Source organism: Catenuloplanes sp. NPDC051500 (assembly GCF_044454585.1).
In the GTDB taxonomy this organism is placed as follows: Bacteria; Actinomycetota; Actinomycetes; order Mycobacteriales; family Micromonosporaceae; genus Catenuloplanes.
Genome location: NZ_JBITDX010000051.1, coordinates 1 through 14,746, shown reverse-complemented (window position 1 = coordinate 14,746; position 14,746 = coordinate 1). Strand labels below are relative to the sequence as shown.

Sequence of the window (14,746 nt, the reverse complement as noted above, 5' to 3'; positions counted from 1 at the left end):
CACTCGGCATGCCCGAAACGGGAAATCACCAGCCACGCCAAACTTATTGATGATCGGCTATGAAATACCGCGTTAGCGAAAGACCGAGGTTAATGGTGCATTTGGGTGCTGACTCCAGCAACTGTTTTGATCTCTGGCCCTCAGGTTGGGTGGCGGATCCGGAAGGCTTGCCTGTTTTGTCCGTGTTCGCAAAATGCGCTAAGGGCGATCATCGGCTTGCTTGTGTGTACAGGCTGCCGTAACTTGTGTGCATAACCGGTCATCAGTTAGGTGGCTGTGTAGCTAGGAGGCTGGTACGTGGTTCCGCTGACGTTGAAGGTGCCGGTTCCGTCGGAGTACGTGTTTCCGCGTGGGGCGCTCTGCCTCGGCGTCGACGCGCAGATGGACTTTGACCGCCGTGGGGAGGCGGACAGCCAGGCGCGGGACAAGGAGACCGGGGAGCGGGTCTGGGTCGTCAAGGTGATGGACCTTGACCCGGAAGCCGGGAAGTTCGGGCGGACGACCGAGGTGAAGGTCAAGATCGTGGCGCCGCATCAGCCGGTGCCGCCGGCCTCGACCGTGCCGGGTTACCCGCCGGCCGTGGAGTTCGACGGGCTGACGATCACGCCGTATGTGGACGGGAACCGCTGTGGCGGATCGTCGAGCAAGTGCAAGGCGCGGATGGCGTACTCGCTGCGCGCTTCTGGGATCCGTGCCGCGGCGGCCTGACCGCGAGAGAACGCGGGGGCGGGCCGTCCTCCGACCAAGAATTTCGGCCCGCTCCCGCGCTGCCAACCCTGTTTCCCCTTGGAAGGAGAGGGCTGTGAAGCCCACGGTAGACGAGGCTGCCCGCGTGCAGTCGTTCGCCGCGCAACTGTCGGCGCTGCTGGCCGCGAAGCCGGACCGCAACACCCCTGATGGGGTACGTGCGGACTGGTTCGACGCGAAGGCCGACCTGCTCGATCGGGTCGGGACCGCCGAGTCCGCGGAGCTGGCGCGCAACGCTCGCGCGCAGGCCGCCGGCCTTCGGGTGTCGGAGGTGGCGCGATGACCGCGACCACGCTGCTCGCGATTGCCCGGCTGCACTGCGGTGGCGGCTCGACGGTCTCCGCGATGTGGTGCATGTACTGCGAGACCTGGGTGAAGCCGCGCCGCTTCGACCCGAAGCGGATGTGCTGCCGCCGCTGCCGTCTGCGCCTGGCACGTCCGGAGTGGACGCGGGGGTGGACGCTGTGACCGTTCGCCGCGTCGTCGTCCGGAAGCTCACGGCGTACGGGATCGCCGCTGTCCGGCAGGTCTATCTCGCGACCCCGATCGACGTGCTGCGGGTCGCGGCGCTGGTGGAGATCTCCGCTGCCGCCGCGACCCTGGCCCGCACGATCGTCAAGCTGCACCACCTCGACCCGGCCACGATCGCCCCGTACGTCTCCGACCCGGTGGACCTGCGCGCGGTCCTCGGCCGTGGCCGCTGGCTGCCGACCATGATCCGGCACGTCCGCGAGCCGAACACCAACCCCGGCCAGCACAGCCGGCGCCCGGCGGCTCGTGAGTCCGCGAGGCCTGCCGCGCAACCGGATCAGATCGCGCTCTGGCCGGACGGCAGCACTTCGGCCCGCAACACGGGGGAGGGGTCCCGTTGCCGCTGATCAACGTGATCCCTGGGGACAAGATCCCTACCGCACCGATGAACGTCCGGGTACCCGTATGGCGGGTGCCCGGCTGGCTCCTCGTCCTGTGGTGGACGGTCCGTGGCCTGTTCCGGCTCACGATCCTCGCCGTCCGGTACTGGTGGCTGACCGGCCCGGCCGCGCTGGTCACCTGGATCTGGGCCGACTTCGGCTGGGAGATCCTGCTCGCCGTCCTCGCCACGGTCGCGGCAACAAGTGCGGCGTGGTGGCGCTGGCATCGCGCGTCCTGGAATCGGTTCGCGTGGTGGCCGCTGCTGGGCCGCTGGCGTCGGCTGACCGTATACCGGCGCGGCTGGGCTCCCGCGATGGCGACCTGCGGGCTGGCAACCGCGTTCGGCGGCGACAAGTACGTCCCGCAGCTCCTCAAGGTCCGCGCGACCGGGTTCGGTGATGAGGTCACGGTCCGGATGCTGCCCGGCCAGCATCCCGAGGACTGGGGCAAGGCCGCGCCGCGCCTGGCCTACACCTTCCGCGTCCGGGAGGGCCGCGCCCGCACCCATAGCCGCCCGGACCGGATCATCCTGGTTTTCCTCCGTAGCGACCCGCTCGCGGACACGATCGCCCCGATCCCGACCCCGGCAAGCCTCGACCTCGCCCGGCTCCCGCTCGGCGTCCAGGAGAACGGCGACGCCTACGCCCTGCGCCTGGCCGGTTCACACGTCCTGGTCGGCGGTGCGACGAACGCCGGCAAGGGCTCGGTGATCTGGGCGCTGATCGCCGCGCTGGCCGCCGGCATCCAACAGCAGCTCGTCGAGCTGTGGGTCTTCGACCCCAAGGGCGGCATGGAACTGGCCGGCGGCCTCCCGCTCTACACCCGCTTCGTCTACGACACCGCCGAGTCCATGGCGATCGCGCTCGAAGACGCCGTGACGAGGATGCGGGCACGTGCCAACCGGCTCCGCGGCGTCACCCGCCAGCACACCCCCACCCCCGGCGACTCGCTGATCGTCATCGTGATCGACGAGCTGGCCGCGCTCACCTCCTACATCTCCGACCGCAAGATCCGCGACCGCATCCGCGAGTCCCTGTCGCTGCTGCTGTCCCAGGGCCGCGCGGTCGGCTTCCACGTGATCGCCGCGCTCCAGGACCCGCGCAAGGAGGTGCTGCCGTTCCGCGACCTGTTCCCCACTCGGATCGCGCTCCGGCTGACCGAGGCCGAGCAGGTCGATCTCATCCTCGGTGACGGCGCCCGCAACCGTGGCGCACTCGCGGACGAGATCCCGGAGACCTCACCCGGCGTCGCGTTCGTCGTGCTCGACGGCGTGCGTGAGCCGGTCCGAGTCCGTTTCGCCTACCACTCCGACAGCGACATTCAAGATCTTTGCCATCGGTACGGGTACGCGCAGGTCGTCGAGGGCGAGATCGTGGGGGAGGGGCGATGACCCGCGCCGAGCGCGCCGAGGGCGTGGTCCTGGTCGTCATCATGCTGACGGTCGGCACCTTGGCCGGCGCGGCCTCGTTCACCCACGTCCACGACTGGACCATGGACAACAGCCCCGCCGGTACGGGCGACTGGTTCGGCTGGGCCAACGCGGCGATCTCCGAGCTGATCCCCATCGCCGCGCTGCTGACCATCCGCCGGCGCCGCAGGTCCGGCGGCTCCATCACGTACCCCATGCTGCTGTTGATCTGTGCTGTTGCCCTGTCCCTGTCGGCGCAGCTCGCGGTCGCCAAGCCGGGCATCTCCGGCTGGCTGCTGTCCGCGGTCCCGGCGCTGGCCTTCATGGGCCTGTCCAAGCTCGTCCTGTCCGGCAAGCCGGCCAAGCCCGCGGCCCCGGCTCCAGCCCCGGCAGCGTCCGCAGCCTGGATCCCGGCCGACCGGGAGACGACGGTTGCGGCTCCCACCCGGGCCACCCCGCAAGCAGACGCGGACCAACCGGCGGCCCCAGAGCCGGCGCCGCGCCCCAAGAGCAATCTCGTTCCGGTACCGGCGCTCGCCTTCGCTCGTCCGAACGCGGAGGTGGCGCGATGACTCAGCCGACGCTCATCCCGGTCGTGGCAGAGGAGCCGCGACCGGGCTCGCGGGCCGCGCGCATGCGGCAGCCGCTCGCCAAGGAAGCACTCAAGCAGCTCGCGGAGAACAACGGCGTCTGCGTCCGCCCAGTTACCCTGCGCCGCACCGACACGTTCACCGGCGTGACCGAGATCGTCGAGGTCCCGTGCGGGGCGACCTTGGCGACGAAGTGCAAGCCGTGCGCCGAGCGTGGCCGGCGGCTGCGCATCCAGCAGATCCGGGAGGGCTGGCACCTCGCGGACGAGCCCGCGATCGACCCGGACCCGCCGACCGCGGCCGTACTCGACCTCGTGGCACACCGCGCGCATCTGGAGTTCGACCGGGAGGCCGCCAACTACGAGCCGATGACCCCGGACGAGCGCGAAACCCAGATCACCGGCCTGGACGAAGCGATCGAGCAGGTCGACGAGCTGCTGGCCGAGACGAACCTGCGCGGGCACCTCACCCCGCGCGACCGCGACGAGCGCCCACGCCGGAAGCGCTCGACCAAGCGTCGCCAGGACTCCCCGGACCTGCCCCGGCTCCCGGTCGACACGCGCACGGTCGGCCGCGCCTTCGCCGGCCGGGAGGGCAAGACCTACCGCCCGTCGATGCTCGTCACGCTCACCCTCGACTCACACGGCGCCGTGCATTCACACATCCGGCGCGGCTCCTACGTCGTGCCATGCGAGTGCGGGCAACGGCACGGCCAGTACGACCCGGAACTCGGCACCCCGGTCAACCCGGACACCTACGACTATCGGCGGGCCGCGCTCGACGCGATCCACTTCGCGCGGGTGATGGACCGCTGGTGGCAGAACCTCCGGCGGGCCGCGGGCTGGAACGTCCAGTACGCCGGCGCCGTCGAGCTCCAACGCCGTCTCGCGCCGCACTCACACTTCGCGATCCGCGGCACGATCCCGCGGCGGCTCCTCAAGCAGGTCGCGGCCGCCACCTACCACCAGGTGTGGTGGCCTCCGTTCGACCGGGCCACCTGCTCGGTGGACAAGCCGCCGGTCTGGGACACCGACCAGGGCGGCTACGTCGATCCGAAGACCCGCGCGCCGCTCCCGACGTGGGCTGAGGCGCTGGACGCGATCGACGAAGAGCCCGCCTACGTCGCCCGGCTCGGCCGAATCGACGCGCGCGGCATCGACTCCGGCACCAAGGACGCCGAGCGCGCGATCCGCTACGTGACCAAGTACGTCACCAAGGACCTGACCGAACACGCCGCACCGAAGACCGACCCGCAGCGAGCGCACTTCGACCGGCTGCACGCGGAGCTGTCCACGCTCCCGTGCTCTCCGACCTGCGCGAACTGGCTGCTCTACAACGTCCAGCCGGACGGCGCGAAAGCCGGCCTCACCCCGGGCCGCTGCACCGGCAAGGTCCACCAGCGCACCACGCTCGGCTTCACCGGCCGACGTGTCCTGGTGTCTCGGCAGTGGTCCGGCAAGACCCTCGCGGACCACCGGGCCGACAACCGCTCATGGGTCCGCGCGGTCCTCGCCGGCGGCCTGGCGGACACGGACGACAGCCAGAGCGCAGCAGAGGAGCAGGACCCCAAGCGGTTCCGCTTCGAGATGGCACGCCCCGACGATCCGGATGTCCTCCCGCTCGAACACCGCGTCCTGCGCGCTGTTTCAGCCCGCATCCGATGGCGCTCCCAACTCGCCGCTGCCCAGAACGCGCCCCAGCAGGTGGCCGCGTGATCCCTCAACAAGGAGGTACCCGAATGGATGACGGGCTGTTGACCTCGGCCGAGGTAGCCGCTCGCCTCAAGTCCACCACCCGCTTCGTCCGGCGGCTCGTCGCTGAGCGCCGTATCGCCTACGTCAAGGTGGGCCGCCTGGTCCGCTTCGAGCCCGCCGACGTCGAGACCTACATCCGCGCCCAGCGGATCGAACCCACCGACCGCGCCCAGATCCGCGCCTGGCTGCGGGGTGCCGCCTGATGGCGAACAAGGACGGCCACCGCCGTTTCGGCAGCATCCGCAAACTCCCGTCCGGCCGCTACCAGGCGCGCTACCGCGGCCCCGACGGCGTCATGCGCGCCGCCCCGCACACATTCGCCACCACCCGCGAGGCCGAGCAGTGGCTCACCGTCGTCGAGTCGGAAATCATCAAGGGGGAGTGGCAGCCCCCGGAGGACAAGGAGACCCGTCTCGCCCCCTACGGCCAGCGCTGGATCTCGGAAAGGAAGCTCCAGCCCCGTACCCGCGAGAATTATGAAGATCTTTTCCGCCTGCACATCGTGCTGCTGCTCGGTGAGATGGCGCTCGGCACCCTCACCCCGGCCTCGATCCGCTCCTGGCGGCGGAAGCTCCTCGACAGCGGCACCACCGAGCCCCAGGCCGTCAAGGCTTACTCTTTGCTCCGCGCGATCCTCAACACCGCGGTCAAGGAGGACGAGATCATTCGGCAGAACCCCTGCCGCATCCCCGGCTATGACCGCTACCACACCCCCGAGCGCCCCACCGCCACCGTCGCCCAGGTGCTCGCGCTCGCCGCCCAGATGCCCGACCGCTTCAAGGCGCTGATCACCACCGCGGCGTTCTCGGGTGCACGGTGGGGCGAGTTGGTCGCACTCCGGCGTGCCGACTACGACCCGGCAAACGGCACGCTGCGCATTCACCGCAAGCTCGCCGCGCTCAAGGCGGAACTCGTCTTCGGCCCACCCAAATCCGCCGCCGGCCTTCGCGCCGTCACTCTTCCGGCAATCGCGAAAGCCGCCCTCGACGAGCACCTGAAGGAACACGTCGACGACGGCGACGAGACTCTGATCTTCACCGGCGACAAGGGCGCACTCCTGCGGACCGGCAACTTCCGGCGCGCAGTGAGATGGGAGACCGCGCTCGACAAGGCCGGCATGCCCACCGGCTTCCACTTCCACGACCTGCGCCACACCGGCAACACCCTGGCCGCGTCCACCGGCGCCAGCACCCGCGAGTTGATGGTCCGGATGGGCCAATCCAGCATGCGCGCCGCCCTGATCTACCAGCACGCGACCAACGAGCGCGACCGCGAGATCGCCAGCGACATGGACAAGCGCATCGCCAAGGCCACCAGGCCAAAGAAGCCCAAGGACGGGAAGAAGAAGCCCAAGGCCAAGGGCTAGTGGCACGCCAATGGCACGTTAATGGCACGCAAGATCAACCAGGCCGGAACGCAAGCAATCCGCACCGTGGGGGTCTGGGGGGTCGCCCCCCAGGTTTGATGCGGAACGCGCAGGTCAGCGGGTTGCGCTGACACAGAGACCCCAAGTGGAGCGGACGACGGGAATCGAACCCGCGTAATCAGTTTGGAAGACTGAGGCTCTACCATTGAGCTACGTCCGCGTGCACACGCATCACCGCGTGCCGCCCTAGCGTACCCACTCTTCATGATCTTCCCAAGCCGGTATCCCACCCGCCACACCGAAACCTTCCGGCCCGCCGACCTCAACCCCCCGCGCGGCGCTTACACTCAGAACCGCCACGGGGTGTGGCGCAGTTTGGTAGCGCACTCGCTTTGGGAGCGAGGGGCCGTGGGTTCAAATCCCGCCACCCCGACGACAGGGCCGACGGCAGGGGTTTCAAACCCGGGCGCGAGCGTGCCGCGACCACGGCCTAAACTCGCGAGAGCGACGGCGCGTAACGCCGGCGTGTCTGCAGACGAAACAGTGGGCAGACCGCCCTCACTGCCGCGTCTGCGCGACGACAGACAAGAGCGAGCGCAGACGCACGTCAGCGGACACGCCGTAAATTCACCCAGATCCATCAAGGAGTACGCCTGTGAAGAGCACCGTCGAGACTCTGAGCCCGACTCGGGTGCGGCTCGCCATCGAGGTGCCGTTCGCCGAGCTCGAGCCGAGCCTGAAGAAGGCGTACCGGGAACTCGCGCAGCAGGTGCAGATCCCCGGCTTCCGCCGTGGCAAGGTGCCGACCTCGGTGATCGACCAGCGGGTCGGCCGCGAGGCCGTGCTGAACGAGGCAGTCAACGAGGCCATTCCGGCGCAGCTGTTCGCGGCGGTGCAGGAGCACGACGTCAAGATCCTCGGTCGTCCCGAGGTGAATGTGACGGAGTTCGCCGACCGTGAGCCGCTGAAGTTCACGGCCGAGGTCGACGTGCGGCCGGAACTGACGGTTCCTGACCTGTCGGCGATCACTGTCGAGGTCGACGAGCTTGTCATCGGCGAGGAGGAGATCGACGAGCAGGTCAAGAACCTGCGCGAGCGGTTCGCCACGCTGAAGACCGTCGAGCGGCCCGCGGCCGAGGGCGACTACGTGCAGCTTGACCTGAACGCGACTGTTGACGGTGTCGAGGTGCCGGGCGGCTCCGCGACGAACATCTCGCACGAGGTCGGCTCCCAGCAGCTGCTCCCGGGCCTGGACGAGGTCCTTGTGGGCCTGTCCGCCGGCGAGTCGGCGACGTTCACCACGAAGCTGGTCGGCGGCGACTTCGCCGGTCAGGACGCGGAGGTCTCCACCACGGTCCGCACCGTGAAGGAGAAGGAGCTGCCCGAGCTGGACGACGACTTCGCGCAGCTGGCCAGCGAGTTCGACTCGCTTGAGGAGCTGAAGGGTGACGTGCGCGAGCGGGTCACCCGGGTCAAGAAGGTCGAGCAGATCTACGCGGCCCGTGACAAGGTGCTGGAGCAGATCGTCGAGGCGGCCGAGATCCCGGCGCCGGAGGGCGTCGTGAAGGACGCGGTGGCGCAGCGCAAGGAGGCGATGGCCGACCAGCTGGAGCGGATCGGCGCATCGCTTGAGGATTACCTCGCCTCGGAGGAGAAGACCGAGGAGCAGATCGACACGGAGCTGACCGACGCCGCGACCGAGGGTGTGAAGATCCAGCTGCTGCTGGACACGATCGCCGAGGCCGAGGACGTGCAGGTCTCGGACGACGAGTTCGGCCACGAGATCATGCACCGCGCGCAGCGGGCCGGCCTCCAGCCCCAGCAGTACTACGACCAGCTCGCCCGCTCGGGTGAGGCGCAGGCCGTCTTCGGCGACGTGCGTCGCGGCAAGGCGCTGCAGATCGTGCTGGAGCGTGTGACGATCAAGGACACCAAGGGCGAGGTCGTGACGCTCGAGGCGATCCAGGACGAGCACCACCACGTGCACTAGGACCCAAGAGCAGGAGCGGAGCCGCCGTGGGTACGCCCGCGGCGGCTTCCTTCTTCTCAGGGCAGAACACGTGCGCTTACAGCGAACAGTGCCCCATGAGCGGACGAAGTGCCCCGTTGACGGGCTAGGGTCGGTCCTACGAAGGACAAACAGCGAAGGGCTGCCATGACCGACTTGCATCTCAATGCGTCGCCTCTGGCAAGAGGTGGCGGAAACCTCGCCGGTGGCCTCGACGACTCGGTCTACAACCGGCTGCTGAAGGAGCGGATCGTCTTTCTGGGCAGCGAGGTGACCGACGAGGTCGCCAACCGCATCTGCGCGCAGCTGCTGCTGCTCTCCGCGGAGGATCCGGAGCGGGACATCAACCTCTGGATCAACTCGCCCGGTGGTTCGGTCTACTCCGGCATGGCGATCTACGACACCATGCAGTTCATCGAGAACGACGTCTCCACGGTGGCGATGGGCATGGCGGCCTCCATGGGCCAGCTGCTGCTGTGTGCCGGCACGGCCGGTAAGCGGTACGCGTTGCCGCACGCCCGGATCATGATGCACCAGCCGTCCGGTGGCGTGGGCGGTACCGCCGCTGACATCGCGATCCAGGCGGAGCAGATGCTGTACACGAAGCGGATGTTCCAGGAGCGCGTCGCGTTCCACACCGGGCAGACGCAGGACACGATCGAGGCCGACTCGGACCGGGACCGCTGGTTCACGGCCGCCGAGGCCAAGGACTATGGCTTCATCGACAAGGTGATCTCCGGGGCGACGCAGGTCCCCGAGGGCGCCGGAACGTTGAACTGAGGAAGGCGACAATGACGGACATGACACTGCCCCCGCGGTTCGCTCCGGTGCACAACCGGTACATTCTCCCGTCCTTCGTAGAGCGCACGTCGTACGGGGTGAAGGAGTCCAACCCGTACAACAAGATGTTCGAGGACCGGATCATCTTCATGGGCGTCCAGGTGGACGACGCCTCGGCGAACGACGTGATGGCCCAGCTGCTCACGCTCGAGTCGACGGACCCGGACCGCGACATCACGATGTACATCAACTCGCCCGGTGGCTCGTTCACGGCCATGACGGCGATCTACGACACCATGCAGTACGTGCGGCCCGACATCGTGACGGTCTGCCTGGGTCAGGCTGCGTCCGCGGCGGCGATCCTGCTGGCGGCGGGCACGCCTGGCAAGCGGATGGCGCTGCCGCACTCGCGGGTGATAATCCACCAGCCGGCCACCGAGGGTGGCTACGGTCAGGGCTCGGACATCGAGATCCAGGCGCGCGAGATCCTGCGCATGCGCTCCCAGATGGAGGAGCTGCTGGTGCGTCACACCGGCCGCACCGCCGAGCTGGTCACCAAGGACATCGACCGCGACAAGATCATGACCGCGGCCGAGGCCAAGGAGTACGGCATCGTCGACACGGTGCTGCAGAACCGTAAGAAGAGCGGCCTGGTCGGCGCCATCGCGGCGAACTGATTCAGCGCCCTTGACGGAGGCCAGCCACAGGTAGGTTACTGTGGCTGGTCTTCAGCATTACCCGGTCGAAGATATGCATCCAAACCGGGCATACAGCATCAAACCCCCAGTGGGGGAGACCCGCTAGTCTGGTTGGTCTCTGACACGCCAGTTTTGGGGGTCGGAGAAACACCCCCGCAGGGGGTAACGTCGAGTCCGCACCGCTAAGCATCGCGGTCCGGTGGACGATTGAAAATCGTTGAGCGAAGGCCGATTTACCAGGTCGTCCTCAGGCCAGGGTTGGGAGTCTCCAGCCGATGAGCGCAGGGAGAGACGTAGGTGGCACGGATCGGTGACGGCGGCGACCTACTGAAGTGCTCCTTCTGTGGAAAGTCGCAGAAGCAGGTCAAGAAGCTCATCGCGGGCCCAGGTGTTTACATCTGCGACGAGTGCATCGATCTCTGTAACGAGATCATCGAAGAGGAGCTGGCCGAGTCCGGCGAGGTGAAGTGGGAAGAGCTTCCCAAGCCGATGGAGATCGTCCAGTTCCTGGATCAATATGTGGTGGGCCAGGAGCACGCGAAACGCGCGCTCGCGGTCGCGGTCTACAACCACTACAAACGGATCCAGGCGGAGGCCAACGGCGCCCCCGGCTCGGGTAACGACCAGATCGAGCTCGCCAAGTCGAACATCATGCTGATCGGCCCCACGGGCTGCGGCAAGACGCACCTGGCGCAGACGCTCGCCCGCATGCTTAACGTTCCGTTCGCGATCGCCGACGCCACGGCGCTGACCGAGGCCGGCTACGTCGGCGAGGACGTCGAGAACATCCTGCTCAAGCTGATCCAGGCCGCTGACTACGACATCAAGCGCGCCGAGACCGGCATCATCTACATCGACGAGGTCGACAAGATCGCCCGGAAGTCGGAGAACCCGTCGATCACGCGGGACGTCTCCGGCGAGGGCGTCCAGCAGGCGCTGCTGAAGATCCTCGAGGGTACGACGGCGAACGTGCCTCCCCAGGGCGGCCGCAAGCACCCGCACCAGGAGTTCATCCAGATCGACACCACGAATGTGCTGTTCATCTGCGGTGGCGCCTTCGCGGGCCTGGACCGGATCGTCGAGTCCCGGATCGGCGCCGGCGGCGTCGGCTTCGGGGCGAACCTGCGCTCGATCCGCGACCGTGACGCCGACGACATGATGTCGAAGGTGATGCCGGAAGACATGTTGAAGTTCGGGCTGATCCCCGAGTTCATCGGCCGTCTGCCGGTCTTCACCACGGTCCGCAACCTCGACCGTGAGGCGCTCGTCAACATCCTCACCGAACCCCGCAATGCGCTCGTCCGCCAGTACCAGCGGCTCTTCGAGCTGGACGGCGTCGAGCTGGAGTTCGAGCAGGACGCGCTGAACGCGATCGCGGACCAGGCGATGCTCCGCGGCACCGGGGCCCGTGGCCTCCGCGCCATCCTGGAGGAGGTCCTCCAGTCGGTGATGTACGAGGTGCCGTCGAACCCCGACGCCGCCCGCGTGCTCATCACCAAGGGCGTCGTCCTGGAGAACGTGAACCCGACAATCGTTCCGCGGGAGTTCACGGGCCGCCGCGCTCGCCGCGAGCGCGAGGAGAAGTCGGCCTGACCGCCATACGTACCGCTGACGCCCCGGCCACCTCGCCGGGGCGTCTTGCTGTGCTCCTGGACCTGGTCGCCGGCGGCGGGCGCCTGCCGCCCACCCCGTTCCTCGAGGTCGTCCCGGCGCCGTCCGCCCGCGACTACGCGGTCCTGTCCTTCCCGGCGCGCGCGGTGGTCGCCGCCCCGGTGACCGCCGACTGGGTGGCCGCGCATCTCCCGGACACCGGCGACGAATACTCCGAGCCGATGAACCCGCCGTTCCTGCACGCGCTCGAACGCCACCTGGGCCGCCGGATCAACAGCATCGACCAGATGCTCGTCGCCTCCGCGCTCCCCGGCCCGCCACCGCTGCCGCTCACCGAGATCCACGACCACGACCATCCCCGGGTACGCCACGCGGTCGGCTACCGGGACGACGTGCGCGTCCACGCCGCGACAGGTGGCGTGCTGACGGTCGGCCGCGGTCTTGCCGGCCGCTGGGAGCTCTCCATGGAGGTCGACCCCGGTCACCGCAACGCCGGCCTGGGCCGCGCGCTTGTCACCGCGGCCCGGCACCTGATCCCGCCCGGCGCGCACGTCTGGGCCCAGGTCGCGCCCGGCAACGCCGCCAGCACCCGCACGCTGCTCGCCGCCGGCTTCATCCCGGTGGGCGCCGAGGCGCTTCTGCAAACGCCCCTGGTGGCGGTACCCGGCCCGTCGTAGGCTCGCCCTATGCGAGTAGCGGTGTGCCAGCTCAACGCCCGGGAAGACCGTTCCGCCAACCTGGCCACGGCCCGCGAGCTGCTGGCCCGCGCCGCGGACGCCGGCGCCGACCTCGCCGTCCTCCCGGAGTACACCGACTATCTCGGCCCCGGTGCCGGCGCGCCGAAGCCGGAGCCGGTCGACGGCGAGTTCGGCACGTTCTTCGCGGACGCCGCACGCGAGCTCGGCATCTGGGTGCACGCCGGCTCATTCCACGAGACCGGGCCGGACGCGGAGCACATCTACAACACCAGCCTGGTCTTTAACCGCGGTGGCGAGCTGGCGGCCACGTACCGGAAGATCCACCTCTACGACGTGGAGATCCCCGGCAAGGTCTCGTTCCACGAGTCCCGCACGGTCGCGGCCGGCACCGCCCCTGTCGTCGTCGACATCGAGGGCACCCGCCTCGGCCTGTCGATCTGCTACGACCTGCGCTTCCCCGAGCTGTACCGCGCGCTCGCCACCGACGGCGAGGCCACGCTCCTGGTCGTCCCAGCCGCCTTCATGGCACACACCGGCCGCGACCACTGGGAGGTCCTGCTCCGCGCCCGCGCCATCGAGAACCAGTGCTACGTGCTCGCCGCAGGCCAGATCGGCAACCACGAGCCCGGCCGTACCTGTTTCGGCCGCAGCATGATCATCGACCCCTGGGGCACCGTCCTCGCCCAGGCCCCCGACACGACCACAATCGTCGTCGCGGACCTCGACCTCCCCCGCCTCGACACCATCCGCCTCGAACTGCCGAGCCTCGCCAACAGGCGCCTCTGACCCGTCTCGTCCCGCGGACGCGATGACCCGGATGCAGCGGCACCCGCTTGAGTTCGCCCGTGGCGACGCTGAACGACCGCCCTCGGGACGGACCCCGGATTATGTTGATCCTTCCGCTCTCGCAGTGGCCCAGCCCGCACGCTGCCGCAGGTGTGTGAGTCTGCCTAGGGGCGACCTCAGACCCTGACCCAGGTCTTCCCGCTCTCGCGGTGGTGCGGCCCGCATGCTCCCGCGGGCCAACCTCGCGGCGGGCAAAGACTCCGCTGGCGCTCCGCTTTCCCCGCCGCTCGGAGCCGGTTCCGCCGTGGCAGGGCACAGGCCGCGCGTTCCGCGCGGTGCCGGTTGCCTGCGGCGACGCACGTCGAGCGGACGCCGGGCGTGAGGTCGACCGGGGGACGGTAACCGATCGACGGTGAGGGCCCCAGAGATGACGGCGCCGTCCGCGGAGCCGCAGCATCTCGATCTGCTGGGCGGGGAGGAGCGGCCTCGCAGCTCGGTTAGTTGGGTGGGAGGGAGGTTCAGCGGCCTTCGAAGAAGATGCCGAGCGCAGTGAGGCCGGCGATGGCGCCGCCGGTGACGAGCAGAGCCGTGGTCATCCGGGTCTGGCCGCGGGCGGCGAGCCGGCGGACCGAGAGCACGAGCACGACGAGCACGATCGCGCCGATGACCAGGTGCCACAGCGGGAAGAGTTGGCCGAGGAGGGCATCGGAGGCGGGGCTCGTCACGGACGGGTCGGTAGCCATGCCGCTCACTCTGGCACGCGGAACCGGGCACCGGCAGCGCGTCCAGGACATCGATGCCATCCGGGCGATTTCCTCTTGATCGACACGGGCTGATTTGTGCTTGAGGCCGGTGTCCGCGTAACTTTCTCTTCGCAACGGGGAACCGGACGAACAGGGCGAAAGCCACTGGGAGGACGGAATCGGAGCAACCGGGTGGTGCGACCGGATCTGGGGGGACCCGGATTTGGGGTTGCGAAACCGACCGGGTAGAGTAGGACAGCCAGCGGGAGCCGGGCACGAGCGATCCGAACGCGGTAAGCGTTCTGAGGTCGGGGGCCGGTCCGCAGGATTCCTCGAAATGACAGACGCCGGTAACGGTGTGCGTCAGCATGGGGGAGCCCGGGCGATCCTCTTGGAAAGATCCACATCTCCTCGCGGAGGGCGGATTTGACAAGCGGAAAACGACCGAGTAACTTAGTTCGAGTGCCCGGCGGTGACAAAGGGTACGAAGTAGGACAGAGTAGTGCGTAACAGCAGCCCCGCGTTGGGCTCGGGTGACCGGGTTTGGCGAGGTGTGTGGTTGTTCTTTGAGAACTCAACAGGGTGCTTGAAAAGCCAGTGCCAATTTATGATTGATACCCGGCCAGGGCTTTCGGATTCTTCGGG

General features: G+C 68.5%; 16 protein-coding genes and 2 tRNA genes. 16 read left to right on the top strand and 2 right to left on the bottom strand.

Going from position 1 to position 14,746, the window contains the following annotated elements:
• The first annotated feature begins 297 nt into the window (after nt 1-297).
• From ACIA8K_RS41110 to ACIA8K_RS41070, 9 genes are all read left to right on the top strand, one after another.
• Nucleotides 298-708 (top strand): hypothetical protein, encoded by a 411-nt coding sequence (locus ACIA8K_RS41110; RefSeq protein ID WP_396068939.1) that lies wholly within the window; start codon nt 298-300, stop codon nt 706-708.
• A gap of 94 nt (nt 709-802) precedes the next feature.
• Complete coding sequence (locus ACIA8K_RS41105) at nt 803-1,030, top strand: hypothetical protein (protein ID WP_396068938.1); 228 nt, start codon at nt 803-805, stop codon at nt 1,028-1,030.
• The gene (locus ACIA8K_RS41100; protein WP_396068937.1) at nt 1,027-1,215 is read left to right on the top strand and encodes a hypothetical protein; all 189 of its coding nucleotides are present in this window, start codon (nt 1,027-1,029) and stop codon (nt 1,213-1,215) included. Before ACIA8K_RS41105 ends, ACIA8K_RS41100 begins: the two co-directional genes overlap by 4 nt.
• On the top strand, nt 1,212-1,625 hold the full coding sequence (locus ACIA8K_RS41095) for a hypothetical protein (RefSeq protein WP_396068936.1): 414 nt from the start codon (nt 1,212-1,214) through the stop codon (nt 1,623-1,625). The genes ACIA8K_RS41100 and ACIA8K_RS41095 overlap by 4 nt, the downstream gene beginning before the upstream one ends.
• Nucleotides 1,616-3,049 (top strand): FtsK/SpoIIIE domain-containing protein, encoded by a 1,434-nt coding sequence (locus tag ACIA8K_RS41090; protein WP_396068935.1) that lies wholly within the window; start codon nt 1,616-1,618, stop codon nt 3,047-3,049. The genes ACIA8K_RS41095 and ACIA8K_RS41090 overlap by 10 nt, the downstream gene beginning before the upstream one ends.
• Nucleotides 3,046-3,639 (top strand): DUF2637 domain-containing protein, encoded by a 594-nt coding sequence (locus tag ACIA8K_RS41085; protein WP_396068934.1) that lies wholly within the window; start codon nt 3,046-3,048, stop codon nt 3,637-3,639. The genes ACIA8K_RS41090 and ACIA8K_RS41085 overlap by 4 nt, the downstream gene beginning before the upstream one ends.
• On the top strand, nt 3,636-5,372 hold the full coding sequence (locus ACIA8K_RS41080; RefSeq protein WP_396068933.1) for a replication initiator: 1,737 nt from the start codon (nt 3,636-3,638) through the stop codon (nt 5,370-5,372). Before ACIA8K_RS41085 ends, ACIA8K_RS41080 begins: the two co-directional genes overlap by 4 nt.
• A 23-nt stretch (nt 5,373-5,395) precedes the next feature.
• Nucleotides 5,396-5,614: a helix-turn-helix domain-containing protein gene (locus ACIA8K_RS41075; RefSeq protein ID WP_396068932.1), complete on the top strand. Its 219-nt coding sequence runs from the start codon at nt 5,396-5,398 to the stop codon at nt 5,612-5,614.
• Nucleotides 5,614-6,777, top strand: coding sequence for a tyrosine-type recombinase/integrase (locus ACIA8K_RS41070; protein WP_396068931.1), 1,164 nt, complete (start codon nt 5,614-5,616; stop codon nt 6,775-6,777). The genes ACIA8K_RS41075 and ACIA8K_RS41070 overlap by 1 nt, the downstream gene beginning before the upstream one ends.
• A gap of 146 nt (nt 6,778-6,923) precedes the next feature.
• On the opposite strand, the gene ACIA8K_RS41065 is transcribed toward ACIA8K_RS41070, so the two are convergent.
• Nucleotides 6,924-6,997: transfer RNA gene (locus ACIA8K_RS41065), tRNA-Gly, on the bottom strand.
• A gap of 139 nt (nt 6,998-7,136) precedes the next feature.
• On the opposite strand from ACIA8K_RS41065, the gene ACIA8K_RS41060 reads away from it, so the two are divergent.
• The 7 genes from ACIA8K_RS41060 to ACIA8K_RS41030 all read left to right on the top strand — a co-directional run bounded on the left by ACIA8K_RS41060 (nt 7,137) and on the right by ACIA8K_RS41030 (nt 13,358).
• Nucleotides 7,137-7,210 (top strand) — tRNA-Pro (locus tag ACIA8K_RS41060).
• A gap of 222 nt (nt 7,211-7,432) precedes the next feature.
• Nucleotides 7,433-8,767, top strand: coding sequence for a trigger factor (gene tig / locus ACIA8K_RS41055; RefSeq protein WP_396068930.1), 1,335 nt, complete (start codon nt 7,433-7,435; stop codon nt 8,765-8,767).
• Nucleotides 8,768-8,932: 165 nt separating this feature from the next.
• Nucleotides 8,933-9,565 (top strand): ATP-dependent Clp protease proteolytic subunit, encoded by a 633-nt coding sequence (locus ACIA8K_RS41050; protein WP_396068929.1) that lies wholly within the window; start codon nt 8,933-8,935, stop codon nt 9,563-9,565.
• Between the two features lie 11 nt (nt 9,566-9,576).
• Nucleotides 9,577-10,242: an ATP-dependent Clp protease proteolytic subunit gene (locus ACIA8K_RS41045; RefSeq protein WP_396068928.1), complete on the top strand. Its 666-nt coding sequence runs from the start codon at nt 9,577-9,579 to the stop codon at nt 10,240-10,242.
• Nucleotides 10,243-10,560: 318 nt separating this feature from the next.
• The gene (clpX, locus tag ACIA8K_RS41040; protein WP_396068927.1) at nt 10,561-11,856 is read left to right on the top strand and encodes an ATP-dependent Clp protease ATP-binding subunit ClpX; all 1,296 of its coding nucleotides are present in this window, start codon (nt 10,561-10,563) and stop codon (nt 11,854-11,856) included.
• 50 nt (nt 11,857-11,906) lie between these two features.
• Nucleotides 11,907-12,551: a GNAT family N-acetyltransferase gene (locus ACIA8K_RS41035; RefSeq protein WP_396068926.1), complete on the top strand. Its 645-nt coding sequence runs from the start codon at nt 11,907-11,909 to the stop codon at nt 12,549-12,551.
• Between the two features lie 9 nt (nt 12,552-12,560).
• Entirely contained in the window at nt 12,561-13,358 is a 798-nt protein-coding gene (locus tag ACIA8K_RS41030) for a carbon-nitrogen hydrolase family protein (RefSeq protein WP_396068925.1), read from the top strand.
• A 518-nt stretch (nt 13,359-13,876) separates the two neighbouring features.
• Here ACIA8K_RS41030 and ACIA8K_RS41025 read toward each other — a convergent pair.
• A complete protein-coding gene (locus tag ACIA8K_RS41025; RefSeq protein WP_396068924.1) occupies nt 13,877-14,101 on the bottom strand; it encodes a hypothetical protein in 225 nt (74 codons plus the stop codon).
• Nucleotides 14,102-14,746: the final 645 nt, after the last annotated feature.